23 protein-coding genes, 2 tRNA genes and 1 riboswitch are annotated in these 26,476 nt (G+C 38.0%); of the genes, 2 read left to right on the top strand and 23 right to left on the bottom strand.

Annotated features, from left to right (window positions below; translation table 11 throughout):
• Window positions 1-76: 76 nt before the first annotated feature.
• The 12 genes from H0486_RS04110 to H0486_RS04055 all read right to left on the bottom strand — a co-directional run bounded on the left by H0486_RS04110 (window position 77) and on the right by H0486_RS04055 (window position 13,610).
• Complete coding sequence (locus H0486_RS04110; protein WP_228351782.1) at window positions 77-967, bottom strand: polysaccharide deacetylase family protein; 891 nt, start codon at window positions 965-967, stop codon at window positions 77-79.
• A 96-nt stretch (window positions 968-1,063) separates the two neighbouring features.
• On the bottom strand, window positions 1,064-1,750 hold the full coding sequence (thiT, locus tag H0486_RS04105; protein ID WP_228351781.1) for an energy-coupled thiamine transporter ThiT: 687 nt from the start codon (window positions 1,748-1,750) through the stop codon (window positions 1,064-1,066).
• Window positions 1,751-1,779: 29 nt separating this feature from the next.
• Window positions 1,780-1,883, bottom strand: a riboswitch (TPP riboswitch).
• A gap of 210 nt (window positions 1,884-2,093) precedes the next feature.
• Window positions 2,094-3,716, bottom strand: coding sequence for a chaperonin GroEL (groL, locus tag H0486_RS04100; RefSeq protein ID WP_228351780.1), 1,623 nt, complete (start codon window positions 3,714-3,716; stop codon window positions 2,094-2,096).
• A gap of 20 nt (window positions 3,717-3,736) precedes the next feature.
• The gene (locus tag H0486_RS04095; protein WP_228351779.1) at window positions 3,737-4,024 is read right to left on the bottom strand and encodes a co-chaperone GroES; all 288 of its coding nucleotides are present in this window, start codon (window positions 4,022-4,024) and stop codon (window positions 3,737-3,739) included.
• Window positions 4,025-4,489: 465 nt separating this feature from the next.
• The gene (locus H0486_RS04090) at window positions 4,490-5,206 is read right to left on the bottom strand and encodes a DUF6062 family protein (protein ID WP_228351778.1); all 717 of its coding nucleotides are present in this window, start codon (window positions 5,204-5,206) and stop codon (window positions 4,490-4,492) included.
• Between the two features lie 15 nt (window positions 5,207-5,221).
• Entirely contained in the window at window positions 5,222-6,067 is an 846-nt protein-coding gene (locus H0486_RS04085; RefSeq protein ID WP_228351777.1) for a DUF2225 domain-containing protein, read from the bottom strand.
• A 70-nt stretch (window positions 6,068-6,137) separates the two neighbouring features.
• On the bottom strand, window positions 6,138-7,841 hold the full coding sequence (locus tag H0486_RS04080; protein WP_228351776.1) for a glutamine--tRNA ligase/YqeY domain fusion protein: 1,704 nt from the start codon (window positions 7,839-7,841) through the stop codon (window positions 6,138-6,140).
• A gap of 632 nt (window positions 7,842-8,473) precedes the next feature.
• Entirely contained in the window at window positions 8,474-9,304 is an 831-nt protein-coding gene (locus H0486_RS04075; RefSeq protein ID WP_228351775.1) for a cell wall hydrolase, read from the bottom strand.
• A gap of 326 nt (window positions 9,305-9,630) precedes the next feature.
• Window positions 9,631-10,755, bottom strand: coding sequence for a DUF3810 domain-containing protein (locus H0486_RS04070; RefSeq protein WP_228351774.1), 1,125 nt, complete (start codon window positions 10,753-10,755; stop codon window positions 9,631-9,633).
• A gap of 343 nt (window positions 10,756-11,098) precedes the next feature.
• Complete coding sequence (locus tag H0486_RS04065; RefSeq protein WP_228351773.1) at window positions 11,099-11,914, bottom strand: MetQ/NlpA family ABC transporter substrate-binding protein; 816 nt, start codon at window positions 11,912-11,914, stop codon at window positions 11,099-11,101.
• 26 nt (window positions 11,915-11,940) lie between these two features.
• Window positions 11,941-12,600, bottom strand: a complete 660-nt coding sequence (locus H0486_RS04060) for a methionine ABC transporter permease (RefSeq protein ID WP_228351772.1) — start codon at window positions 12,598-12,600, stop codon at window positions 11,941-11,943.
• Between the two features lie 2 nt (window positions 12,601-12,602).
• The gene (locus H0486_RS04055; RefSeq protein ID WP_228351771.1) at window positions 12,603-13,610 is read right to left on the bottom strand and encodes a methionine ABC transporter ATP-binding protein; all 1,008 of its coding nucleotides are present in this window, start codon (window positions 13,608-13,610) and stop codon (window positions 12,603-12,605) included.
• Window positions 13,611-14,171: 561 nt separating this feature from the next.
• On the opposite strand from H0486_RS04055, the gene H0486_RS04050 reads away from it, so the two are divergent.
• Entirely contained in the window at window positions 14,172-16,286 is a 2,115-nt protein-coding gene (locus H0486_RS04050; RefSeq protein WP_228351770.1) for a methyl-accepting chemotaxis protein, read from the top strand.
• A 123-nt stretch (window positions 16,287-16,409) separates the two neighbouring features.
• Here the strand turns inward: H0486_RS04050 and H0486_RS04045 are convergent.
• The 9 genes from H0486_RS04045 to H0486_RS04005 all read right to left on the bottom strand — a co-directional run bounded on the left by H0486_RS04045 (window position 16,410) and on the right by H0486_RS04005 (window position 24,008).
• Window positions 16,410-16,484: transfer RNA gene (locus tag H0486_RS04045), tRNA-Pro, on the bottom strand.
• Between the two features lie 62 nt (window positions 16,485-16,546).
• Window positions 16,547-16,618 (bottom strand) — tRNA-Thr (locus H0486_RS04040).
• Between the two features lie 44 nt (window positions 16,619-16,662).
• The gene (sigH, locus tag H0486_RS04035; RefSeq protein WP_228351769.1) at window positions 16,663-17,295 is read right to left on the bottom strand and encodes an RNA polymerase sporulation sigma factor SigH; all 633 of its coding nucleotides are present in this window, start codon (window positions 17,293-17,295) and stop codon (window positions 16,663-16,665) included.
• 78 nt (window positions 17,296-17,373) lie between these two features.
• Window positions 17,374-18,114: a 23S rRNA (guanosine(2251)-2'-O)-methyltransferase RlmB gene (gene rlmB / locus H0486_RS04030; protein WP_228351768.1), complete on the bottom strand. Its 741-nt coding sequence runs from the start codon at window positions 18,112-18,114 to the stop codon at window positions 17,374-17,376.
• A gap of 133 nt (window positions 18,115-18,247) precedes the next feature.
• Window positions 18,248-19,324, bottom strand: coding sequence for a dTDP-glucose 4,6-dehydratase (rfbB, locus tag H0486_RS04025; RefSeq protein WP_228351767.1), 1,077 nt, complete (start codon window positions 19,322-19,324; stop codon window positions 18,248-18,250).
• A 232-nt stretch (window positions 19,325-19,556) separates the two neighbouring features.
• The gene (locus tag H0486_RS04020; RefSeq protein ID WP_228351766.1) at window positions 19,557-19,931 is read right to left on the bottom strand and encodes a TIGR04086 family membrane protein; all 375 of its coding nucleotides are present in this window, start codon (window positions 19,929-19,931) and stop codon (window positions 19,557-19,559) included.
• A 78-nt stretch (window positions 19,932-20,009) separates the two neighbouring features.
• Window positions 20,010-21,365, bottom strand: coding sequence for a putative glycoside hydrolase (locus H0486_RS04015; protein ID WP_228351765.1), 1,356 nt, complete (start codon window positions 21,363-21,365; stop codon window positions 20,010-20,012).
• Window positions 21,366-21,507: 142 nt separating this feature from the next.
• Window positions 21,508-22,521 carry a response regulator gene (locus H0486_RS04010; protein ID WP_228351764.1) on the bottom strand — a complete coding sequence of 338 codons (1,014 nt, stop codon included), beginning with the start codon at window positions 22,519-22,521 and terminating at the stop codon, window positions 21,508-21,510.
• Window positions 22,518-24,008 carry a PAS domain-containing sensor histidine kinase gene (locus H0486_RS04005; protein WP_228351763.1) on the bottom strand — a complete coding sequence of 497 codons (1,491 nt, stop codon included), beginning with the start codon at window positions 24,006-24,008 and terminating at the stop codon, window positions 22,518-22,520. Before H0486_RS04005 ends, H0486_RS04010 begins: the two co-directional genes overlap by 4 nt.
• A 224-nt stretch (window positions 24,009-24,232) precedes the next feature.
• Here H0486_RS04005 and H0486_RS04000 point away from each other — a divergent pair, with 224 nt between their 5' ends.
• Window positions 24,233-24,571, top strand: a complete 339-nt coding sequence (locus tag H0486_RS04000) for a helix-turn-helix domain-containing protein (protein WP_228351762.1) — start codon at window positions 24,233-24,235, stop codon at window positions 24,569-24,571.
• A gap of 86 nt (window positions 24,572-24,657) precedes the next feature.
• Here the strand turns inward: H0486_RS04000 and H0486_RS03995 are convergent, their stop codons facing one another.
• Complete coding sequence (locus H0486_RS03995) at window positions 24,658-25,164, bottom strand: SEC-C metal-binding domain-containing protein (protein ID WP_228351761.1); 507 nt, start codon at window positions 25,162-25,164, stop codon at window positions 24,658-24,660.
• A 410-nt stretch (window positions 25,165-25,574) separates the two neighbouring features.
• Entirely contained in the window at window positions 25,575-26,468 is an 894-nt protein-coding gene (locus H0486_RS03990) for a nucleoside hydrolase (RefSeq protein WP_228351760.1), read from the bottom strand.
• Window positions 26,469-26,476 lie beyond the last annotated feature (8 nt).

Here is a 26,476-nt window from a genome sequence, read left to right as displayed (position 1 = left end):
CATATGGCCCCATCCCAGATTGTGTTAGTGCCACTTATCATACTAATTCCACTTATCATATATGTTCCATTTAGATTCACCACTGGAATTGGTAAGGTACTCTGTTATCCAGGGTGTCGAATTCAAATCCTTCCTCCTGTATCATATCGATGATATCCGGCAGCATCTTCACGGTTAGATCATTGATGCTGGAATCATGCATTAGGATAATGGGATAATCCTGTCGGTTCAGATCCTTCTTAATATTACTTCGAATAGAGTACGGTGTGGGGTTTCCCACTGAATCATTGGCACTGACATTCCAATCGTAGCAGGAAAAGCCACGGCGTTCCATTTCCTCCATAAGAGCATCCTTAATTCCCTTACTATATCCATTATTGCTCCCCCATGGGAACCGATAAATGTTCACTCTTTCTCCCGTGATATCGTAGATCTGCTGGTATACAGTATTAAAGTCATCCAGAAATCGTTCAACAGAGCAGTATATCTCATTACACATATGGGAGTATGTATGTATTCCTATGGTATGTCCCTCATGAACCATTCTTTTCAGAGTGGCTTCATTCTTATCATTAATAGCACTCCCCACAATAAAAAAGGTTGCCTTGATGTCTCTCTCTTCCAGAATGTCCAGTACCTCATAGGTATTCTTGCTCGGCCCATCATCAAAAGTGAGATATGCAATTTTCTTACCCTTATCCATTTTTACAGGAGTCGAATACACCGTATATAGATCAGGAAACATCTGCGTATAATCCGGTAAATCCTCCGTACTTGTCTGGCTACTGCCTGAATCCTCCCTTTTCATCTCATTTTCCAGTATAGCCATCAGTTCAATGCTCTTTAACTCTTTCCAAGTGCTTTTCTGTTCCGGTTCTAATTCGTCCTTATTAAGATTGATTCCAAGAAGCATTAAAATAAAAAACAGTATAAAAATGGCGATGCCACTGTAAGACTTATTTTTCAATGATTTTCCCCTTTACTCGTTCTGTTCTATCCTATCATATGCGGGAAAATCCGAAGAAATAATCTTTTTAGTGATTTCGCCATTTAGAAAATCTTATTATGCCTGTACTGTCATTCTTTTCACTTCTTTTAACGCATTCTGTACCGCAGGAATTGCTAGAAGAAGTATCGTTGCAATTGCTTCCGGGAAAATGTAGGAAGCATTATAGCCTAAGGAGTAGATGAACGGGTGTACCCCTTCCGGTGCATACATATAAAAGAAAATACAGCCAGTAATGACATGGCAAAAATATCTTCCAAGAACACCGATGACATAGCCCTTTATTAAGCCATACTTAGATTTAGCAAAGAAGCCTGTAAGTCCCAGAAACCCATATGCAATCGGATAGTCCAACAGCATTTGAACCGGAAACAATATGGTGGGTTCCAGAAGGAGATTAATAAAACCATATGCTATTCCAGTCAGTACACCGGCTTTTGGGCCGTATAAATAGCCGATGAGGCATATAAAAAACATACTAAAGTAAGTAATGGAGCCGCCATAAGGTAATCTTAGTACTGGAATAAGAGAGGTTAGCACAGCAAGTGTGATAGCCATTGCCGAAAAGGACAATTGCTTAACATCAACCTTCTTCTTTCCTCCGGTAAATGCAGCCATTGCTACAAATATACCAATAACGATTACCAATAATAAAATGTTGCCTGCTAAGGTTGGGGTATAGTAGGTTTCAACCTCAGAATATACCTCCTTCGTAGCAAAAAAATCCACAAGCTTTTGTAACATAAAAAAATCCTCCTTTTCATTGCATCGGAGGGGCCACTTGATTGCTTCCTTCCGCCGGCATTATCCGGATCAAGTAGTAAGGGTCAGTATGTATCTACATACCTCTCAGCCCTGGGCTCCCCTAGCATTAAAATTATATAATTTATTTGTACTGACTAATCATAACCAATTTCATATTATCTGTCAACTAAAATAACTGAGGTTACGTAGCACTACTGTACGTCTATCGGTACATATGTGATACACAACCTCAGCTTTCTTTATCTGGTACTACGCATTTAATCGTTCTGCATCAGCACCTCAGTTTTATATCATTTCATATCAGATTCGATATACTTCCGGATTACATCATACCCATTCCAGCGCCACCTGCTGGCATTGCAGGTTCATTGCTCTTAATTGCAGCAACAACGGATTCGGTTGTTAATAAGGTAGATGCTACACTTGTTGCATTTTGAAGAGCACTTCTTGCTACCTTAGTAGGATCAAGGATACCTGCAGTAACCATATCTACATACTCTTCAGCTAAAGCGTCAAATCCAATACCTGGCTTGTTCTCTTTTACCTTACTGATTACTACAGAGCCTTCCAAACCTGCGTTGGAAACGATGCAGTAAAGAGGTGCTTCTAATGCCTTTAAGATAATACTAGCACCAGTCTTCTCGTCACCTTCTAAAGATGCTGCTAATTTAGCAACTTCCTTGGACGCATGGATGTATGCTGACCCACCACCTGCGATAATACCTTCTTCAACAGCTGCTCTGGTAGCTGCAAGAGCATCTTCCATACGAAGCTTGTTTTCTTTCATCTCTGTCTCAGTAGCTGCACCAACACGGATTACTGCTACACCGCCAGCAAGCTTAGCAAGTCTTTCCTGTAATTTTTCTTTATCAAATTCAGATGTTGTTTCTTCAATCTGTGCCTTAATCTGTGAAATTCTTGCATCGATATCCGCTTTGTTACCTAAACCATCAACGATGATTGTATTTTCCTTCTGAACCTTAACAGATTTTGCACGACCTAACTGCTCTAATGTGGTCTCCTTCAAATCAAGACCTAATTCCTCAGTAATAACAGTACCACCAGTTAAAATAGCAATATCCTGAAGCATTGCTTTTCTTCTGTCACCATATCCCGGAGCCTTTACTGCTACTACAGAGAAAGTTCCTCTTAATTTATTAAGTACGATTGTGGTTAATGCTTCTCCCTCTACATCTTCAGCAATAATGAGAAGTTTTGCACCTGTTTTTACAATCTGCTCAAGTATTGGTAATATGTCCTGAATATTAGAAATCTTCTTATCTGTAATAAGAATGTATGGATCATCCAAATTAGCTTCCATCTTATCCATATCAGTACACATATATGCGGATACATATCCACGGTCAAATTGCATACCTTCAACAAGATCAAGCTCAGTCTTCATTGTCTTGGATTCTTCAATGGTAATAACACCATCATTGGATACCTTTTCCATAGCATCAGCTACTAACTGACCAACGGAATCATCTCCTGCTGAAATAGCTGCTACTCTTGCAATCTGTGCTTTTCCTGTTACTTTAGAACTCATCTTTGATATTGCATCTACAGCACATTCTGTTGCTTTCTTCATACCTTTTCTTAAGATAATCGGATTTGCACCTGCTGCCAGGTTCTTCATACCTTCGGAAATCATTGCCTGAGCAAGAACGGTAGCTGTAGTAGTACCATCACCTGCAACATCATTTGTCTTGGTTGCAACTTCTTTCACAAGCTGTGCACCCATGTTCTCAAATGGATCTTCTAATTCAATTTCCTTTGCAATTGTAACACCATCATTCGTGATTAAAGGAGCTCCAAAGGATTTATCAAGAACTACATTTCTTCCCTTCGGTCCCAGTGTAACCTTAACTGTATTCGCTAATTTATTAACGCCAACCTCAAGGGCTGCTCTAGCTTCTGCACCGTATTTAATTTCCTTTGCCATGTTATTCTTCCTCCATTCAATTAGTCTTCTACTACTGCAACAATATCATTTTGCTTTACTATAATAAATTCTTCTTCATCTACCTTCACTTCAGTTCCGGCATATTTTGAATATATTACTTTATCGCCTACTTTGACCTGCATAACTACTTCTTTTCCATCAACCATTCCACCGGGACCTACTGCTATAACTTGAGCCTGTTGGGGTTTTTCTTTTGCCTGACCTGGTAAAACAATACCTGATTTTGTTGTCTCTTCTGCAACTAATTGTTTTAGTACTACCTTATCTCCTAATGGTACAAGTCTCATTTTGTGTTCCTCCTTCAATATTTTATAAATATTTTTTAGATATTTTTACATTGTTTTCCCATATTTAGAGAATTATTAGCACTCAATAATAATGAGTGCTAACTGCTGATTTATATATTAGTAAATTTGCCTTTATTATGCAACTTAATTTTTCATTAAATAATGTGGCAAATTTAATATTTCCTTCAAAATACTCATGATATCTCTTGATATCTCATTTTTTCTAATTATTCTTGTTAGAAACAGAGCAAAAAGTCAGCAATTATTAACTTAATTTTCCTTTAATAAGTATGTTTGATATAATGCTTTCATATAACATCATCACCCTGATGAACAGCTTCCAATTATTAATCGATCAATTGTCATAAATAAAAAGCTATTACCACATGGTAATAACTTTTTATTCCCTTCTATATACTAATCTAGTATATTCCATATAAGGAACTTAATATACCACTAATTTACCTAAATAATACTATTTGTTTTCTGCATTGCTCTTGGTAATGCATCCTTTGCATTTTTCCACGGCTCATCCGCATAACGATAATCAAATTTATTAATAAACCATTCCAGATCATCACTAACACGTTTCATATTCTCAAGGAAAAGTGTATTGGTATTAAAAAGAAAATCGTTTAGCTCCTCTCCGTTTAAATGATTGGGCGCTGCATCATAGAGCATTCTGTAATGTTTGATACAAAAGCCCTTAGAAGCCTTGAATTTATTACGAAATGCTTCCTCATGATGATAAAGATGAAAAATAGTAGCGACATAGCGATCAAATGTATTATTAATTTTATCGCATACAAAACAGCTATCCTCTAAAGCATTTAAATGCTCCACTACTCCGGAGTTATCCGTTTTACGCTTAAATAGAGAGGCCGCTGTAATCTTTGCTCCGGACTGGGATAATCTCTCAATATCCTTTGCCACCTTATCCATCTGCGTCTTTAGAATTAATGCTAACCCAAGACGATTTTGCTTGTCATACATCTTTACCAGATGCTTTTCGCAAAAGCCCAGACGGGAAGTTGCCTCCCTGATATCGTCCTCCATATAACTCGGACCCATTGTAAAATCAATCGCTTCAATTTCCAACGCCTTATACATTGAGCAAAGCGGACATTCACTGTCCTCATCAAATGCATCATTCACCGGAATGGTATACAACTTTTCTTTCAACGTATGTTCCTGCCTTTAATTTTTTTCTTCTTTGATCATTTCCTTGATTTCTCTGGCCTTGGACTTAATTCTTTCATTAGCATCTCTTGCAATCAATACTTTCGATATCCATCTTCCTGCTTCATCGTATTTCTGAATTCTTCTCGCTAAATCTGCCATCATTAGAGTTACCGTATTCTCATCCATACCACACATAGGAAATGGTTCTTTACTGAAGGCTTCGTCAAATCCTGTATATGCCTTTGTAATAAAATCCAGTTCTTCCGCTTCCAATTCTTTTATCTGTTGCTCATAATTTGGAGTATCCTTCGGTAAATGCTCCGCTTTACCTCTCAATATCCAAGCAGTCTTTAAACAGGTGTAGGCACGTTCTGAGGTCTTGGCTTTCTTAACAATTGCATTAACGAGCGCCAGCTTATGACGGGCAAGTGCCTCATCATAGCTAAAAACTTCACAGGAATTATTCACACCACGAAATGCTGCCGTGATGTTCTTCTTTATTAAAGCTGCCTGAGCTGTTGTAACATATTTAAAGAAACGATTCAATGCGGCAAACCCACAATTAGGGCAGACGATCGCATCATACTTAAGCGGATCCATATTCTGATAAATTGGTCTTAAATCTGAATCCAATTCTAAAAGCTTAATCTTTCCGGTCTTAACCATTTTCGTCTTGAATTCATTGTCACAAACAGGGCAGGTAAAGGTTTTATCAAAAACATTCTCTTCTTCAAAGAATAATGTTTTCTCTTCCTCGTCCTGTTTCTTTTCAATTTCCTTTTCTTTTTCATCGTCATAAACATCAATTTCCGATAAATTACCGAGACCAAATGCCTCTAACCCTGAAAATAAATTAGACACCTCTTATCCTCCATTCTATATGGTATTTCAAACTATATTGTCCCAACAATAATCGTTTATTCCTTGGTTCTTATACCGGCTTATACGAGCTCTTCAAAGACACGATACGATTAAATACCAGATTCTCATCGGTGGAATCCTTACTATCCAAGCAGAAAAATCCTTGTCTTAAGAACTGGAAGCTATCCGGTGCTTTTGCTCCTTCGATACTAGGTTCTATGAAGCAATTTTTCAGAACGGTTATTGAATTCGGATTCAAATTCAAGCTTCCATCCTCGTTATAAACCCCCTTTTCTTCATCTACGATATTCTCATAGAGACGAACCTCGGCTTTTTTTGCTGTCTTTGCCGCTACCCAGTGTATCGTACCTTTAACCTTTCTTGCATTAAAGCCAGAACCGCTTCTTGTCTCCGGATCGTAAGTGCAATGTACTTCTGTAACATTACCGTTTTCATCCGTAACATAATCCTGACAGGTTACAAAATATGCATTCATTAAACGAACTTCGTTACCAGGATATAAACGGAAGTATTTCTTAGGAGGTTCAATCATAAAATCATCACGTTCAATATAAAGTTCTCTTCCAAATGGAATCTGTCTTGTTCCCATTTCCTCATTTTCCTGATTATTCGGAGCTTCCAGATATTCTATCTGATCTTCCGGATAATTTGTGATGATCAGCTTAATCGGATCAAGTACCGCCATGATTCTCGGTCTTTTTAGCTTCAGATCCTCTCTGATGCAATATTCTAACATGGCATAATCTACAGAACTCTGGCTTTTAGATACGCCGCATAGTTCCATGAACATCTGAATGGATTCGGGTGTAAACCCTCTTCGTCTTAAGGCACTGATAGATACAAGTCTCGGATCATCCCAACCGTCTACAATTCCATCCTCCACTAGCTTCTTAATATAACGCTTACCAGTAATGACATTGGTAAGATACATCTTAGCAAATTCAATCTGCTTGGGTGGACACTCATACTCCAGCTCTCTTACTACCCAATCATACAAAGGTCTGTGATCCTCAAACTCCAATGTACAAATGGAATGTGTCACTCCCTCAATAGCGTCCTCAATGGGATGTGCAAAATCATACATCGGATATATGCACCATTTATCTCCGGTGTTATGATGTGGGATTTTTGCCACACGGTATATAACCGGATCTCTCATATTAATATTGGGAGATGCCATATCTATCTTTGCCCGAAGAACCTTCGAACCGTCCGGATACTTCCCTTCCTTCATTTCTTCAAAAAGCTTTAAGTTTTCTTCAATGCTGCGATCACGATACGGACTGTTTTTCCCAGGTTCTGTTAAGGTGCCCCGGTATTCCCGAATTTCCTCTGCAGATAAATCACACACAAAGGCTTTCCCTTTCTTTATTAATTTTACTGCAGCCTCATACATTTGGTCAAAATAGTCAGACGCAAAAAACAGGCGGTCTTCAAAGTCACCACCTACCCATTTAACATCCTCAATGATAGAATCTACAAATTCCGTCTTTTCCTTCATGGGGTTGGTGTCATCAAAACGCAGATTAAACCTTCCACCATATTTTTTAGCCAAACCATAATTTAAAAGAATCGACTTTGCATGACCTATATGAAGATATCCATTCGGCTCCGGAGGAAACCGAGTGACAATTGTCTTTACCTTACCTTCTTCCAAATCCTTGTCGATTATCATTTCAATAAAGTTTTTGGATACCACTTCCTTCTCCGTAGCTTCTGAAGCGTTATCATTAATAATGTCCTTATCGTTCATGAGGAACCTCCCGGTTATTTTACATGATGAATTGACATGCCAAGTACATGTCATATGATGTTCATTATCATAACATCGGTCTATAATAGATTAACAGACTGTATACTAAGCTCACATAGCATATGGTACTACATGATTCATATATAATAGTAGAGATTATCTCCTATTTGATTTATCTTATGTAATATAATACCACACAATACAATAAGTTGAAAGTATGAATTAAATATTATCTAATATCATAGTATATTTCCTCGATTACTGTCAATAAGGAGATAGAACCACATTTATAAATCTAATGAAGAACAGTATAGGAAGAACCGAGAGAATGAGCGCAAGCCAGAGACTGGTACTATATCCGCCGCGGAGCCGTTTTCACTTAATTGCACTGCGTAACGGTACATAAGGCTCTATAGAACAGAGCCTAAGTACCGACGCGTGCAAATACTCCGCTTTGGATATAATACCAGCCTCCGGCTTGCACCCATCCTCTCGGTTCTTCATTGTTACAGAAGGCTCTGCAAAGCAGAGCCTTCTGTAACAATAACATAAAAGCTTATAATTTGTTTTATTACCAGCCTATGGTTTGTCCCATTGTATCGGTTCTATTATGGGGATTTTGGGGATGATCTCTATTTGGTTCGATAGAATATATGATCTCCAATGATTCTGTAATTGGAGTATTTTCGTTTTATACTTGCTGCTCCCCTCTTATTTTGAAAGCATAAATACTTACCTATATTATTTTCTCCATTCAAGGCAGCTTTCGCTGCTTTTTTTGCTCGCTCCATCGCTTTCTTCTGAGCGGTTGAAGTATATTTCTGACTGTCATAATATTTTAACGCACTATCCAGCATGCTCATTCCTGTTTTCTTATTCTTCACAGTAACGGCAAACTGTACTGCCCATTTTCTGTCATAAATAACTTCCTTCACGGTATCTACATGGGAATACGACTTGCTTTTCACCCTGTTGAGTACCACATTGGCTACTGCGAGCATCCCTTCATAGGATTGATTACCTGCTTCTGAGTATATCAGCCCTGTTAATAATCTTAGATCCTCTGCTGTATATGAAGGCTTGTCCTCTTTTTTTGCTTCTTTTTTCTCCTTTTTACTCTCCTTTATATCCTCATCAATTTCCAGAATTACTGTTTCAGTGGAGCCTTTATCAGATGGCACATAACATACTTCACCCTGCTCATCAATGTAATAACCGTCTATTAATGCTGCCTCTGTTGACTGATTATAATCCCCTGTCCGGCCCTGTAACGGTAGCATAGATCTTGCATTCGTGCTAAGAATGTTTATCGTAGTATCTTCCTTCTGTTTATCTTTCGTAGATATTTGTAACTGCTGTGTTCCCAAAAAGTCAAGCTCTGCTGCAGAAGCAGCAGTACCAAGCCCTAAGGAGAATACCGCTGATACAAATAAAGTAATCAGAAGTTTCTTTCTCGATAACATCTCTTGTCTCCTTAATTATATGTTTTTTTGGAATATCCATCATATTTTGTTAATAAATATGTAATAATTATATCACATAATTTATGGATATCAACCCCATTTATTTACAATTTTTAACTTCTCCGTAATACTTTATACATAATTACTGCCAACTTAAGAAAGGATAACAACAAAACCAAGCAAAAAAGTATGTCGTTGTTTCTGCTCTTCTTCCATAATCATTATGGAGGATGAGTAGATACAACGACATACTTCTTATTTATCATTATAATGGTTCATCAGATAATCCTAGTGCTGAATATTCATACTTTCTTCAACTTACTGGCTTATTGTAGTTCATCCTGCTCTGCCTGTTCCTTACGATACTTTGCTAACAGCAAATCTAGCATTCGGCCATAGCTTTTCACCCCATCGGTTTGTGCGTTGGCCTTCAGGTATGTGTCATTAACTTTATTCGAAATAGTACTTACCACTGTATCCTCATACTGCTGCCAATAGGAGGAGTTCGCCCGGATATCCTTCAACACATCTTCTGAATACTGCTTCCTGATTTGAGCATACAAATCGTAATCCTGACTGTAAAGTGCATTTCCTGCGATAGTTAATGCAAGCATTGTACAGCTATATCGAATTTCTACATTGTCCGATTTCATACCGGCCAGATAGGAGAGAAAATTAGCCTCGTCTTCTCTCATAAAGCCTCTTAAATGAGCCAATTCATGAAGCATCGTAGCAGGAATTGTATAATCAGGTACATGTACATTTACATTTGCTTCCATCGTAAAGGGAATAAATATTCCGGTTATCTCCGTTCTTGACATAAGCTCCGATAGCAAAACCGGTTTCGGAGCACCGTAATATCCTCCCAGAATGGGATACTCCTCTGCCAGCAGTTCAAATGCCAGGTCTGCTTCCTTTGCTAATTGATAATAGCTAATGGATAAATCGAATACACCCTCTTCATCTGTTTGGGCAATTTGCTGTCTGAGTTCATTTGCTTCCTGTACAAGATCATCTGTAAGCATGTATAACTCCTCAAGGGATGATGCCTGAATAATCAGCTCTGAATAACTGCTGAAGGGATATCTGTAATAATTAATCCCAGCTAATATCGTAAATAAGAAAAGTACCACACTTCCGGTACAAAGCGTGTTTAGAAGCGCACGTAATACAGTATCCCTTCTTTTCTCTTTCTCTGCTACAAATATAATAATAAATCGGATCAAAAGCACAAGGAAAAGAACCGGAATTGCTATTATCATCATCTCCGCCAGTGAAAAGGGAAGTATACCTGAAATTGTTGAAATAATTTGTGATAGCCATCTATAGATATGCTTCGCATAAATGATTTCTGCGAAGAATGGACTATGTTTCGCAAGATATATGAATAACAGTGAAATTGGAATTAATCCAAGTAAGTAAACTCTTTTATATTTCAAAATTATGCTCATTTATGGACCTCCGTCTGTGAACACACCAATGCTTCCCATTATTTCATAGTGTCCATATCAAATAAATGAAAACTGAAGGCGAAGTTATTCAATCCGTTAATATAGTATCACGGAACATATGGTCATTGCAACAAATTATACAAAGAAATGTCAGAAAATCATTTCCATTTGTCAGTTTTGTATATATATTATATACAATTCAGGCATCACCTTTCGGTGATTACATATCTTAACTAGGAAAGATAAAAGAGCTGATGTAGAATATATCTGCAGTGAGTTTGTCTTACTACTATAATACTGCATATATCTTCTACCCAGCCCCTGTACTATCTGAGTTATTAAATTAGAATTTAGGAACTACTGCTCCTTCGTAGGTATCATTGATATATTGTCTTACTGCATCGCTTTTTAAAGCATCGATTAAAGCCTTAATATCCTCTCTGTTTTCATTTCCTTCCTTGACAGCGATGATATTACCATAAGTTTCAGCAGCTACAGAATCCTTATCCTCAAATGCGATTGCATCCTTAGATACATTCAAACCTGCCTCGATAGCATAATTTCCGTTGATAACTGCAAGGTCAACATCCTGTAAGGAACGTGCCAGCTGTGCAGCTTCAATTTCGACAATTTCAACATTCTTAGGGTTTTCTACAATGTCATTTTTCGTTGCATTGAGGCCTACACCTTCCTTAAGCTTTATTAATCCCTGTGCCTCCAATAGCAAGAGTGCTCTCGCCTCGTTCGTTGCATCGTTAGGCACTGCTATCTGAGCACCATCCGCTAATTCTTCAATCGTTTTTGTCTTACCAGGATAAATACCAAAGGGCTCATAGTGAATAATAGCAGCTGATACAATTTTCGTATTATTCTCTTGGTTGAATTGATCAAGGTATGGCTTGTGTTGGAAGTAATTTGCATCCAAATCTCCACTATCCAATGCCAGATTAGGCTGAACGTAATCTGCATATTCTTTAATTTCCAGCTCATAGCCTGCTTTTTCCAGAATTGGTCTTGCCTGTTCCAGTATTTCAGCATGAGGTGTCGCGCTGGCACCTATAACAATCTTCTTATCTGCACTACCAGTCTTGGTACCGCAGCCAGTAAGACCGGCTCCAATTAAGGTTACTAATAATAATCCTACTAATACTTTCTTCATAATAATTCCTCCCTTTTCACTATTTTCTATATGCGTTTATCTGTACGTTTCATCCACATGCTTCCAAGCTCCTGAATGACCTGCACAATTAAAACCAGAATTACTACGGTGACCAGCATAATCTCTGTCTCATAGCGATAATATCCATAACGGATTGCTATATCTCCTAAGCCGCCACCACCAACAAAACCGGACATAGCTGAATAGCTAAGTATCGTTGTTACAGCAATAGCTCCTCCTATAATTAAGGATGGCTTCGCCTCTGGAATCAGTACTTTAAATATAATCTGTATCGGACTTGCTCCCATACTCTGTGCCGCTTCAATTACACCCTTATCGACTTCCTTCAGTGAGGACTCTACTAATCGAGCAATATAAGGGGCCGAAGCAATAATCAATGGCACTACAACCGCTGTTGAACCTATCGTTGTACCAATCAGAAATCTTGTAAAGGGCATTACCGTAATGAGCAATATCACAAACGGAACGGATCGAACCAGGTTAACAATTACCCCCAGTATCTTGTTCAGGATTACAAGAGGAGCTATTCCATCCTTATCGGTAACAACCAGTACAATTCCTATCGGAAGACCAATCAAATAAGCAATCAGAGACGAGAATAGGGTCATATACAGAGTCTCTAATATACCCACTCCGATCATTTTAATAACCGCTTCACTCCACATACTTACTCCACCTCCTCATAGGTTATCTGATTTACCTTCAGATAATTCATAATTCTCTTTCTTCCTATCTCATCATTGGGAAGCTGAATTACCATCTGGCCAAATGCTTTTCCGTCAATATCCTTTGTATCGGCGAACATGATATTCACAGGTGTCTTGCATTCCAGTACCATATTCGCTATTACCGGTTCGAAGGATGTTCTTCCGTCGAAGATAATTCTACATTTGTGTTCTCCCTCAAAGGTATCAATATGTGTCTCGCCAGAGAATACCAGCTGCTTTGCAATCTTTGATTGTGGTCTGACAAATACCTCTTCCACTTCTCCTATTTCTGCGATATGACTCTGATCGATAATTGCGACTCTGTTACATATCTCCTCGATGACACTCATTTCATGAGTAATAACAATAACGGTAATACCGAATTTCTTATTAATATCCTTCAACAGGTTTAATATAGAACGGGTAGTTGTAGGATCCAAGGCACTAGTTGCTTCATCACATAATATAACTTTCGGATTGGTCGCCAAAGCTCTGGCAATCGCTATTCTCTGCTTCTGTCCTCCTGATAACTGAGCCGGAAAGGCCTTTGCCTTATCAGAAAGCCCTACTACCTCAAGTAATTCCTTTGCCCGTTTTCTAGCCTGCTTCTTCGGTACTCCAGCGATTTCCAGGGGAAAACATATATTGTCCAAAGAATTTCTTTGCATCAGCAGATTAAACTGCTGAAAGATCATCCCCATGGATTGTCGTTCCCTCAAAAGCTCCTTATCATTTAATTTTGCTAAATCAACACCATGAAAATATACCGAACCCTCAGTAGGTCTTTCTAAAAAATTAATACATCGAACCAAAGTACTTTTACCGGCACCACTGAGTCCAATAATTCCAAAAATCTCTCCCTCGTATATGGTTAGATTAATATCTTCCAGCGCTTTCACCTCATGATCTTTTGTACGAAAGGTCTTTCCGATTCCAACCAACTCTACGATTGGTGTTTTATTGCTCATTCTTGCCACCTCCAAAATAAAGAATAAAAAAACAGGATAGCTTCTATAGATAAGCATCCTGTTATGCATTCTTTATATCCTGAAAAAGAAGTTACCTCTTTTTTGGCATTACGAAAACATCACATTCACTTATCCTGTAAATATGCATCCCAGACATGTTACACATGCCACACATATTATAGCACATCATACCTCGAGATGTTCTCATAATTTTTCCTCCTTTTTAATTCCTATAAAATCGATATAGATTTTGGTGATAGTATACATTAAGATGAATTCTTTGTCAATTTATTTTTCTCCACCATTATTAACAATAATTTTAATACAATACCTCCTTTTTATAGACTAGATGTATGAAGCGATGCCTTATATCAATTAAATAGGTACGATATAGCAACAAAATTCAAATTCATTTGTATAGGATGTTTAAAGGTAGTAAGTATTTCGGCAAATATTTTAGTCATTTTATTAAATATTATAGAATTTAAAGTATCAATATGTTATAATAAGGTTGGTTACTATTACATCAGTAGCCAATAATTTCATAGGGGGAGTTATAGTATGACAAAAAAAGTAAAGCGAGGAGATAACAAGTCAGCAAGATTTAAAATACCCTTTAATCTAAAGGGAATCAATATTTTAAATCTATTAAGAAGTATCCGATTGAAATTATTCATCGGATTACTTATTCCAATTATTCTATTAGCTGTATATGGCACAGTATCCTACAACAAGTCAGAGGAGGCTATCATCTCGAATTATGAGGATAGTGCACAGGACACCTTAGTAGCAGTAAGCGATTTCTTAGGCTTTGGCTTTAATATTATTAAAGAAAAGTCAGCAGAAATGCTTCTGAACTCGAACATTAACGGCTATTATAACAGACAAGAAGGGGAATCAGAATCAAACTTTATCACTGCACGATTTGCCGTGGAAAGTGATGTACAGTTAATCAAAAAAACAAATTCCTTTATTTCTGCTGTATTCTTAATGGGTAAAGACGGGGAGACAATCTCTACTCAGGCAGCAACACAGGACAGCAGATATAACGAATTTATGGAATCAGCGCTCGGAAAGCAGTTTGAAAGCAGGTCAGTGAAGTATTTGTGGGTCGGTAATCACGAACAGTTTGATTCATCCATCTCATATTCGGACGTTAAATATAGTATTAATGACTATGCTCTGTCCCTGATTACACCGATGAATTCACGAAAAGGCTTTATCATTATTGACGTATCCAAGCAGAAAATCATGGACATGTTTGCAAAATATGAGCTTGGCGAAAACAGTATCGTTGCATTTATTACAAAGGACGGAAGAGAGATTCTATCAGGTACGGATGAAGAAAGTGTATTTTTACAACAGACGTATTATGAAGATGCCGTTAATTCCGATGTGCAGTACAATCATTCCTACCAGAAATACAAAGGAAAAGAATACTTATTTATATATAGTAAGATTAGTGATGTTGATGCCATGGTATGTGCAATGATACCGAAGTCTGATATACTTGAACAGGTATCCGGAATTAAAGCTCTGAATATTGCATTTGTTTCCGTATCCTGTGTTCTTGCTATACTGATTGTTATCATCATTGCCGGTGGTGTCAATTCCGCCATCAGTTTCTTAAGCAAGAAGATCACACAGGCAGCAACTGGTGATCTGACTACCAGCTTTGAGACCAAGAGAAAGGATGAATTCTTGCATCTTTCCACTGGTATTGGTAATATGCTCCGAGATATGCGTAGTCTAATTGGAGATGTACAAGCTGTTAGTAGTAAGGTAAGTAATTCAGCAGACGGTGTATCCGGTACTTCCGTTAAGCTTCTCGAAGCAACAAAGGATATCTCTAAGACAATTGAGGATATCGAACAGGGTATTGTTCAACAGGCAAATGATACAGAGCACTGCCTGATGCAAATGGCAGGTCTATCTGATCAGATCAATCAGGTACATAATAACACACAGGAAATCGAGAAAATTGCTGATAATACAAAGATGATTGCCGGTGAAGGTATCGTAATTATAGACGAACTGTCCGAGAAGGCGAAGGCAACTACAGACATCACTCAGAATGTAATCGCTAAAATACAGGAGTTTGAAGACCAATCCCGCAACATCGTTAGCTTTGTTGATATAATCAATGAAATTGCAGAACAAACCAATCTTCTTTCTCTCAATGCTTCCATTGAAGCAGCAAGAGCCGGAGAAGCTGGACGAGGATTTGCAGTTGTAGCAAACGAAATCAGAAAATTGGCAGATCAGTCTGTTCAGGCAGCAAACCAGATTCAAAAAATAGTAACACAAATTCAGAAAAAGACGCAGGACACCGTTGTAACTGCAAAACAAGCAGAAAGTATTGTGGAATCACAATCTGAATCCTTAGGTAAAACCGTTCAGGTATTTGATAACATCAATCGCCATGTCAATGATTTAGTTAATAATTTGAATAACATCTCGGAAGGCATTCAGAAAATTGATGCTGCTAAAGTTGATACGATGGATGCCATTCAAAGTATTTCAGCGGTATCAGAGGAAACTGCGGCTGCATCCGAAGAAGTTAACACTACTGCTATCAATCAGATTGAGTCAGTAGAACGTTTGAAAGTCGCAGCGCAAGAATTAGCAAATGATGCAAAACGACTGGAAGAATCCATTAAGAAATTTACCATTTAATTTACTCAATACAATATTTAAGGCCGTAACCGCTTGGTATCCTCCAAGTGGTTACGGCCTCTTTTTATCATATATCGTATGCATTCAATATAGTTGCTTCTTACATAAAATTGCATAAAAAAATCGAGGTGACAGGATTTGAACCTGCGGCCTCTACGTCCCTAACGTAGCGCTCTAGCCAAGCTGAGCCACACCTCGATATATCCGTATTCTATTATATGCATTCCTTATTTAACAATAACATATATATTAACCGGACAAGCTGTTGAGGGGAGTCGGACCCCCGACCTCTTCATTACCAATGAAGTGCTCTACCACTGAGCTACAACAGCAGATACAATAACCAGATTATACTTTTGGTATCATTGAATCATTACTATATTTCCTTTAGCACCTGATTGAGCTTTTTCTTAATTCTTGTCAATGCATTATCAATTGTCTTGGGTTCCTTCCCCAATGCATCGGCAATCTGTGTGTACTTTAAATCCTGCATATACAAACTCAAAACCTGTTTCTCAAGGTTGCTCAGACGCCTTACAAGTTCATATTCTATCATACTGGTATTCTCTTTGTCAATAACTAATTCCTCAGGATTTGATAGATATTTCTGGTGAATTATGTCAACCAATGTTTCTTTTTCCTCTGCTTCATTATTCTCGCCATATGCTGGAGTATAAAGAGAAATATATGTATTCAGAGGAATATTTTTCTTAGTATTTGAAGCTTTGATCGCACTGTATATTTGCCTTGAGATACATAAATCTGCAAAGCTGAAAAAGGAGTTATCCTTGTCCGGCTGATAATCTCTTATTGCCTTATAAAGTCCGATCATCCCCTCCTGTATTAAATCATCCCGATCGCCACCGATCAGGAATAACGCTTTCGCCTTACTTCGTACAAGATACTTGTATTTTTCCAGCAGATAGTCGATTGCAGACTTTTCGCCACTTTGAACTCTATCTATTATTTCTTCATCTGAAAGCTTATCATATTCCACTGCAGCGTTCATTCTGACAACCTCCCTCCATACACAAGTATTATCTTCAGAGTATGATCGGTATTAAATAACTCCATCAAATTCATGTGTTTATTTCATTCTTTGCCTAACGATTTCATATGCCATAACTCCCATTGCTACAGAAGCGTTTAAGGAATCCACTTTGCCAAACATCGGGATCTTCGCCGTAAAATCACATTTTTCTTTTACTAAACGGCCTACACCTTCCCCTTCACTACCAATTACCAGTCCAATGGGTCCAGTGAGGTTGAGCTTATACATCAATTCACCGTCCATATCTGCACAGACGAACCACAAGCCCTTCTCCTTAAGCTCTTCAATTGTTACTGCTAAATTGGTTACTTTCGCCACAGGAATGTAGTTAAGAGCTCCTGCCGATGTTCTTGCAACCGTCGCAGTCAATCCGGCAGCCCTTCTCTTCGGAATAATGACTCCATGAGCTCCTGCCTGATGTGCTGTTCTGATGATTGCTCCAAGGTTGTGAGGATCCTCTATACTATCCAGTAAAACAATAAATGGTGGTTCTTCTTTTTCTCTTGCCGCATTGAGAATATCCTCTACCTCTGCATATTCATATGCTGCTGCATATGCGATAACTCCCTGATGCTTCTCAGTTTCCGACATCTGATCCAGTCTTTCCTTCTTCACAAAGCTTATAATACAGTCCGTCTTTTTTGCTTCCCTTATGATGGATTTTACAGGGCCATCCTGGCAACCGTCCAGAACAAAAAGCCGATCGATGGTCTTACCTGAACGAAATGCCTCCATCACTGCATTACGGCCTTCTATAGTAAACTCCTCATATCTCATGAAACACCAAGCCTTTCTGAAAGTGAGCCTATTCTGACTTCTAGTAAAACCACAAATCAGACTTTTGACACCTTAATCAACATCTAATATAAGTAAACGAATTTTTCCTAATCAAGTATTTCGACAGCTTGTCTTACACATGGTACATATCGCTATAGTACTTCTGATAATCTCCCTTTGTGATGTGCTCCATCCACTCTAAATTCTGAAGATACCATGCTATCGTCAGCTTTATTCCTTCATGGAACGGAGTCTCCGGCTCCCAGCCCAACTCAGCCTTAATTTTATCAGGAGCGATTGCATATCGGAAGTCATGTCCTTTACGATCCTCTACATAGGTGATTAGATCATGACTAATATTCTTTCTTCGTTCATCATTCTGGGGGAGTACCTCAAGTAAAGTATCCAGAATAATTGTGACAATCTCAATATTTCTCTTTTCATTATGGCCACCAACATTATACACTTCCCCAACCGTACCCTGTTCTGCCACCAAATCAATTGCTTTACAGTGATCAAGCACATAGAGCCAGTCTCTTACGTTTTTACCAGAACCATATACTGGCAGTTTCTTACCGGATAGGGCGTTATTTATCATCAGCGGTATCAGCTTTTCAGGGAACTGATAGGGTCCGTAATTATTACTGCATCTCGTAATATTAGCAGGGAATTGAAAGGTGTCAATATAGGATTTTACCAGGAGGTCTGCAGAAGCTTTACTCGCTGAATAAGGGCTATGGGGATCTAAAGGAGTGGTTTCATAGAAGAAACCCTCTTCTCCTTCCAGAGAACCATATACCTCATCCGTAGAGACCTGAAGATATTTTTTCCCAGGTTTATAACCGTTCTCTGTTTCCCATGAGAGCTTGGCTGCATTTAATAAGTTCAACGTCCCAAGTACATTGGTATTCACAAATATCTCCGGATTACGGATACTGCGATCCACATGGCTCTCCGCCGCAAAATGAATTACTCTGTCAATATCATACGTATTAAATATATCAAGAACTGCATTCTTATCACAGATATCTATCTTTAAAAATTTATAGTTGCTTTTTTTCTCAACTGATTTCAGATTCTCAAGATTTCCTGCATAGGTTAATGCATCCACATTGATCACTTGAATATCATCTTTATATTTATCCAGTAAATATAATACAAAATTAGATCCGATGAAGCCGGCGCCTCCGGTAACAAGATAGGTCTTCATGAAATGTTCCTCGCTTTCGTAATTAATAAACATAGCTTACTGTATCATACTGGGTAAATTCCTATTCTTAATCAGCTTGTACACTATGTTTCCTAAATTTCATATATAGTATAATCAATTCATTGTCAAATTACAATCTTTTTGTGGAACGCAGACTATAACATAACTATTGTACACATAAGGCTGGATATCCGATCGGATTTCCAGCCCTATGTTGCACTATTATATTTCATTAGCTAATCATTCCGCCCAGCATTCCACTCATGCCACATATAATGAATGTTGTTAACAGACTACCCAGGGGTAACGGGCTCACACGATTCATCATCAATGATACCAGCATAATTATGATAAAGTATGCGATCCCCATGAACAACCCCCAGATAAACTTCCTCTGCTCAACTTTCTTACCAACAATAAATCCTCCTATAAACGAGGAAACAATATAAGTAAAAATGATTCCTCCACTGATCACTGTGCTTGACAAGTCCAGCTTAAGCATGAGAAAGGAGAGAAGTAATAAAATAAATGCTGTAATAATATAAGAGAATAGTAACCCCTTAAGTAATGCAAACATCTTTGTATTTTGACGGAATGCCTTTTCCATTGGACACCTCCAGATCATTTATACTAGATGTATATTATTCTCACTGCTAATATATTCATAGGAAAGACAGGTCAATCATTACTCTTCCATCAAACCTTCCTCGGAATATACACAGGTTGGATTCCATAATAACCACTCCTCGTAGCCTGCATCGTATACTCCATCTATTTGTGCTCGAACCTCATCCTTTCCATATTTCAAATGCTGCTTTATCCAGGATGCGGTAAAATCCTGTAACCATGGTCGTACTACTGCACGATGTTCCCCCTCCGGTATTTCGTCAAGCTTTGTTTTCGATGCAACCAATACCTTACGTATGATGTTATATGGCTCAAGGTCCGGATAATCAATTCCGTAATTCCCTTCACCAAAGTGAGAGGGATATATCATCGGACAGATATAATCAAGATATTTTGCCATTTCTACATAGTTCTGTCCTACTAAGGATGCATCGATTTTACTGCTTATAATCGTTCCATAGACATCAGCCGATACAAATACATCCAGTGGCTTTATTTTCTCATATGCATATTTCGTAAACTCAAGGATAATCTCTTCCCTACTTACGGTATCTGCTTCATTTCCAAAATCCGCTTCGGAAATTCCCTCATCCGTAGAAAATCGAATATAATCGAACTGGATCTCATCAAATCCAATAGTTGCTGCCTGTGTAGCGAGCTCCAACAGATAATCCCACACCTCTCGATTGTATGGATTTAGCCAACCATCTCCATTCTTATCCCGATATAGTGTTCCATCTACGTTTTTTATAGCCAGCTCCTGCCTGCTCTCAGCTAAATAGGGATCCTTAAAAGCAACAATTCTTGCAATAAGATATATATTCTTTTCCTTAAGCAAAGCTACCAACTGCTCCATATCCGGTATGGTGTTCGTTAATGCTCCGATTTCCTTTGCCATGGGACTGTTCATGGCATAGGATATTTTACCGTAGTCATCCTTAATATCAATCACCATCGCATTAATTTCAGTTGTATCTGCCAGCTCAATTAATTGATCACGTAAGCTCATCCCAGCCACCGGAGCGGTAACATAGATTCCTTTAACCTTTACCGGAATGCGTGTTAGGACGTTTCGCTTACCCGCTGTTTCCACAGCCTCATTTTGCTCCTTTGGTGTAATGACTGGTGTCGGTATAACACTTGGAGCCGAAGTCGGAATAGGCAATTGGTTCACTATTTCCACAGGTTCAGGATTGGTATCGTTATCCTGCTGCTCCAGCACAATTTCAGTCTGTTGCTCATTGGTATGTTCTCTATATAACCAATCCCTATTTTTATTTATTATATGAAAGCCAGTACCGGCCATCCCACCAATTAATAAAGAAATAAATAATAAGCGGATAACTCGTCTCTTTTTCCTTCGCTTATTATTCGATTTATAAAAATCGATATAGCTATCTCCTATTTCGCTCATCTATATAATCCTCGTCTTTCCTTCGCCAGTAAACAATATGTATTGTATTCTGATTGGTATGTATTGCATTCGAGTTCAATCAAAATTATTATCAATTATAACCATAATGCTTCTTGAAGGAATAGTCAAGGTAAAACATTCTTTATTCTGTACTATGGCTTTCTTTTAATTGGTTTTGTATTTTTAGTAAAATATCTATAATATTGGGATCATAAATAATACCGGATTTATCCTGTATCATACGAATACTTTCTTCGTGGGAATACTGGTGGTCCTTATCATTTGGATATGCCAGATTTTCATATTCCGCAATAACGGATACAATTCGGGCACTCAATGGGATATCGTCCCCACTGACCCCCTGAGGGTAACCATTGCCATCCCAAGATTCCTTTTGGTATTTTACAATCTCAATGGCCATTTTCAAATATTCATTTTGTGGATTTTCTCCATAGATCACCTCTAATATACTAGGACCGTCCGTAATCTTCTGCTCCATCCTATAGAGCTTGGAAGCCACTTCAATGGCTTCAATAAAATTATTGGTTATTTGTTCATAAAAGATAGGTGATAGCTGTAAGCTGATACTGAGAAGACGGCAATTTATCGAGATATGATCCAAATGCCTTAACTCGTATGGATCTCCCTCGGTTGAAAGCTTAACCATTGCATTAATTAACTTTTTATTTCCATCATAGATCTTCTGAAGCTGCTCATTAATAATTTTATGGAGTTTTTTATTATAGGCTTCCAAATCCTGCTGCATTTTATACAATCGTAAATGATTATTGATACGAAGCTTTACTTCTTCCGGATGAAATGGTTTTGTAATATAATCAACCGCACCGATTCTTAATCCCTTTAATTTATCTTCCTCTGAACTCATAGCGGATACGAATATAACCGGAATATCTCTGGTGTTCGCATTTTTCTTAAGCATGGAGCAAAACATGAAGCCATCAATTTCAGGCATCGATATATCCAATATTATCAGGCTGGGTGGCAACGCCTCAATCGCACGAACCGCCTGCTTTGCATTGATCACAGGGCGTGCCGTGTATCCTGCATTACGTACAATCTCTGTAAGCAACACAAGATTTGCATTCACATCATCAACTATTAATATGTTCGGCATTGCATAAGTCGGACTATTCACTTCATCACTCCATTCATGGCAGCCTTAATATCGGTTAGTATCATTTTAACCTCAGCATAGCTTTCTTTTCTGATAGCCAATAACAGGCGAAACACACTCTTCTTAAGTACTTCCATCTCCGTGGGTATTTGTCCTTTAATAAAATACGCGAGCTTCTCTGCTTTATCCCATGATCCCAGTTCCAGGCAAATCGAAATTTTGTCCATGGTATCATCCAGATTTTTCACGTATTCTTCCGTTGATTCAATTGCTCTGTTGTCTATGTATTGCGAAGGTTCTTTTTCAGTCACAATCTTTGAGGTGGATATGTCCTTCATATCCATCTGATCATCGGTCTTATTCTGAATAGGTATTGGCTTCCCCCTCATTATAATATTTCTGGAATGAATCGGCAACTCCAGATGAACAGAGAAGGAAAATGTACTTCCTTTATTCTTTTCACTATCTACTGACATCGTTCCATGCATTGCTTCTACCAGGCTCTTGCATAAAGACAATCCCAGACCAGTACCTCCAAATTTTCTGGAAATAGAACCATCTCCCTGAATGAAGCTTTGAAACATTCTATCCTTATCCTCCGCACTAATCCCGATACCCGTATCAATCACCATGAAAAAAAGCTCTACATCATGTTCCGATTGAGCTAGTTTTACTACTTCCAATGCAATCTGTCCTTCAGATGTGAACTTAATTGCATTCGAGAATAAATTATTCAACACCTGTGCTAAACGTAACTCATCTCCCACCAATCGATCCGGGATATCTGATGAAACACTGACTAAAAGTTTAAGTCCTTTTTCATCAATCTTACATTGATTGACAGCTATTACATCATGAATGAACTTACGAAACTCAAATTCTTTTTTTCTTATTCTTAATTTATTGTTTATTATTTGCGAATAATCCAATAAATCATTAATAATTCTATTCAGATTTTTACAACAATCCCTAATTAAGTTTACCGTTTCTTTTTGCTTTTCTTTTGAATCCATTTCAAGGAGGCTATTACTCAGACCCATAATTCCATTTACCGGAGTCCGTAGTTCATGGGTTATATTTGCCACCATATCATTTCGGTTCTGCTGAAAAGCCTTGAGTTCTTGCTGTGCATGTCCTAATTCACGCAAGGTTTCCTTCTTTTCTTGAATATTCATAGCAGTACAAAGCCCAAGAAATGACTTCTTATCTCTTTTTATAGCAACCCTTAATATTACCGGAAAACAGGTTTGATTCTTACGATAGGCAACCGTTTCACAAGTCTTATCTAAGCTTTTTGTGTTAATCAGCATTTCATCTTGGTTAAAATCAAATATTTCCTTGAAAATCTGATCGACAGTAACATGATAGATATCCTCACCATATCCCAACTCATTAAGTGCCTTTATATTGCATTCGATAATTCTGCCTGTATTATCAAAAAAAATATACATTTCCAATGTATTCTCAATCAATAGATCGCTTTTTGATATGAATTTCTTCAATTTCATTCGATCCCCTCATTTCTGAGCGCCAAATATCCCCATTTATCACGCTATGTCGTTATATTTCTACAATTTTCTACTAATATAATATTTTCCTTTCATTTATTTGTCAATTAATTTTTGGTATTTTATACCATTCCTGCAATATATATTGACATTGTGAAAAATTTAGTTATATAATTGTTTAAAATGGTAAATAATGTATCGATAATGTAGAATTGGAGAGAGAAATGAATTTTAACGTTCGTTTGAAGCAATTAAGACTAAAAAACAAACTTACACAGGGTGAATTAGCTGATATTCTTGGACTTAAGCCTACTGCAATTTCAAATTATGAATCGGAAAGAAATGAGCCTTCCTTTGACAAATTAATCGCTCTATCAAAGTATTTTGATGTCACCTGTGATTACCTATTGGGAGTTAGTGATTCTTATCTTCCTGTAGGCGGAGAGGTGTTGGATAAGGATATCGTTGAATTTTTTGATTTGTATCAGCAATTAAACCCAGATAGTGTTAACGAAATTAAAAACTATGCGAAATATCTGATTTATAAACAAGAGAATAATTAAATATGAAAAATGTAATTTATTATTGAAGGGTGTAGTAACCTCTCATTACCGTATGGGCAGCGATGGGTTACTACACCCTTCCTATATTATGCATTCAGTCCGCAACACTTTTTATACTTTTTACCACTACCGCAAGGGCATGGATCATTTCTTCCGATCTTTTTATCCTTAACAATGGTACCGGATGCCTTTTGTTGACGGTAAAGCTCCTTACGGCGCTCTTCTGTCAATAATGGTTCCCACTCTTCCAGGTTGTAAAGCCAGTCTGCCTTTGCTTCCACCATATTGTAATACAGTTTTTCTTTATCAAAGGTTAAGTTCACTACCGTATCCTGATCCATTTCCTCAATCGGATTCGGAGTTACCAAGCTGTCATTAATACCATCTAAGAAACCAACGAATAAGCTTAGCTCTGTGTCAAATTCCTTTGCCAGGGAAGCAACACTACCTTCCCATGTTTTATCCGGATCAGCCAGAAGCTTCTTATAGATTTCCTTTTCCACGTTAAAATAGTTTGCCCAGAATATCTGGCCGGAGCGTCCCTGCATTTCCTTAGAATATGCATAATCTCTCCATTCTTGCAATAAACCCATGATTTTCATCCTTCCTCGCATATTTTCTTATGCATCTTAGCATTAGCTTAGCATTTGCCTTGCTTACAGCTTATCGCGTATAGTATAACATGGAATTTTCATAAAATCCATTATGAAATATTTTTTATTTTATGTATAAATAATGTAAATGTGTATCATAATAGTAATATCCTAATAAGGAACAAAGGAGTTCCGTTACAAGGATGTAAATGCGTATGCTCTTTCATAATTGGATTCCCCCTCCAATTATGATTACCAAAGAGAAGTTAAATACTTATCCTCCCCTTTTTAGCAAACAACCCACTACAAAGGTGTAGTGGGTTGTTTTGCCTGTTCACAATGGCGTGCCAGGCTTTTTGCCCGTACATAATGGCGTGGTGAGCTGTTTACCGCGTAGATATGAAAACAACTTACTCTTTATAATTCAGATACAGTTTTGCAAAAAAATCCTCCAGGATAAATCGTGAATCTATTTCATGGAATACCTTGATTTTACGATTACTATTGCTTTCATAATAATGTCCTTCCTTGTCAACAGTAGGGGCATTCCTTTCTTCACTCCGGCCACATCCCGGGTTCATTGCCAACCCAATTGCAGGTGAATCACCAAGTGCCCAACTTTCACCAATCGTCCAAAAAGCCATATCCGAATTGGCATACTGCTGCATTTCCTCAAATAAGTATTTTCCGATCTCGCCGTATGGTCGAACCTTTTGTTCTAATTCAGCATATCCCACCTGCATCTGTGTATAACAATCCATTGGAACCTGCCACAGTTGGAGTTTCGATTTGAATACGACATTGGCAGCATGATAATCATTGCATAAGTTAAATTCCCAACCACCCTTCGGATAGGAGCCTCCTCCAATCCAGATGCAGGTTAGACGTTCTGCAATCTCCGGCTGGTGCTTCAATGCTAACGCCATATTGGTGATTGCGCCCTGACAAAGCACATACAATGGTTCTTCTACATCACGCATTGCTTCTTCCACAATGAATTTTGCTCCCTCCGATTCAGGAGTATCTTCCTCTGATTTTAAAGGACGAAAGGCACCCCGCTTAACTGGGATGGTATCGGATAGGTTCATAAGCTTTAAAATATGTTCAATTTCTTGGTAACTTTTCTCGACCGATGTTTCTCCCCCGTATGAATTGAACTGCTCAGCTATAATTCCTCGCACTATAAACCGAGGTGTCATTAAGGCATGTACAATTGCATATTGGTCATCTGCTTCACACGCTGCATCTGTATCCAGAATCACACGGATCTTCTTTTTATCTGGTACTTTAAATTGATAGTTCATTAGTTACC

This window comes from Variimorphobacter saccharofermentans (assembly GCF_014174405.1).
Taxonomy (GTDB): domain Bacteria; phylum Bacillota; class Clostridia; order Lachnospirales; family Lachnospiraceae; genus Mobilitalea; species Mobilitalea saccharofermentans.
Note: the sequence above shows the minus strand (reverse complement) of the source record. Positions and strands in the feature narration are given on the sequence as shown.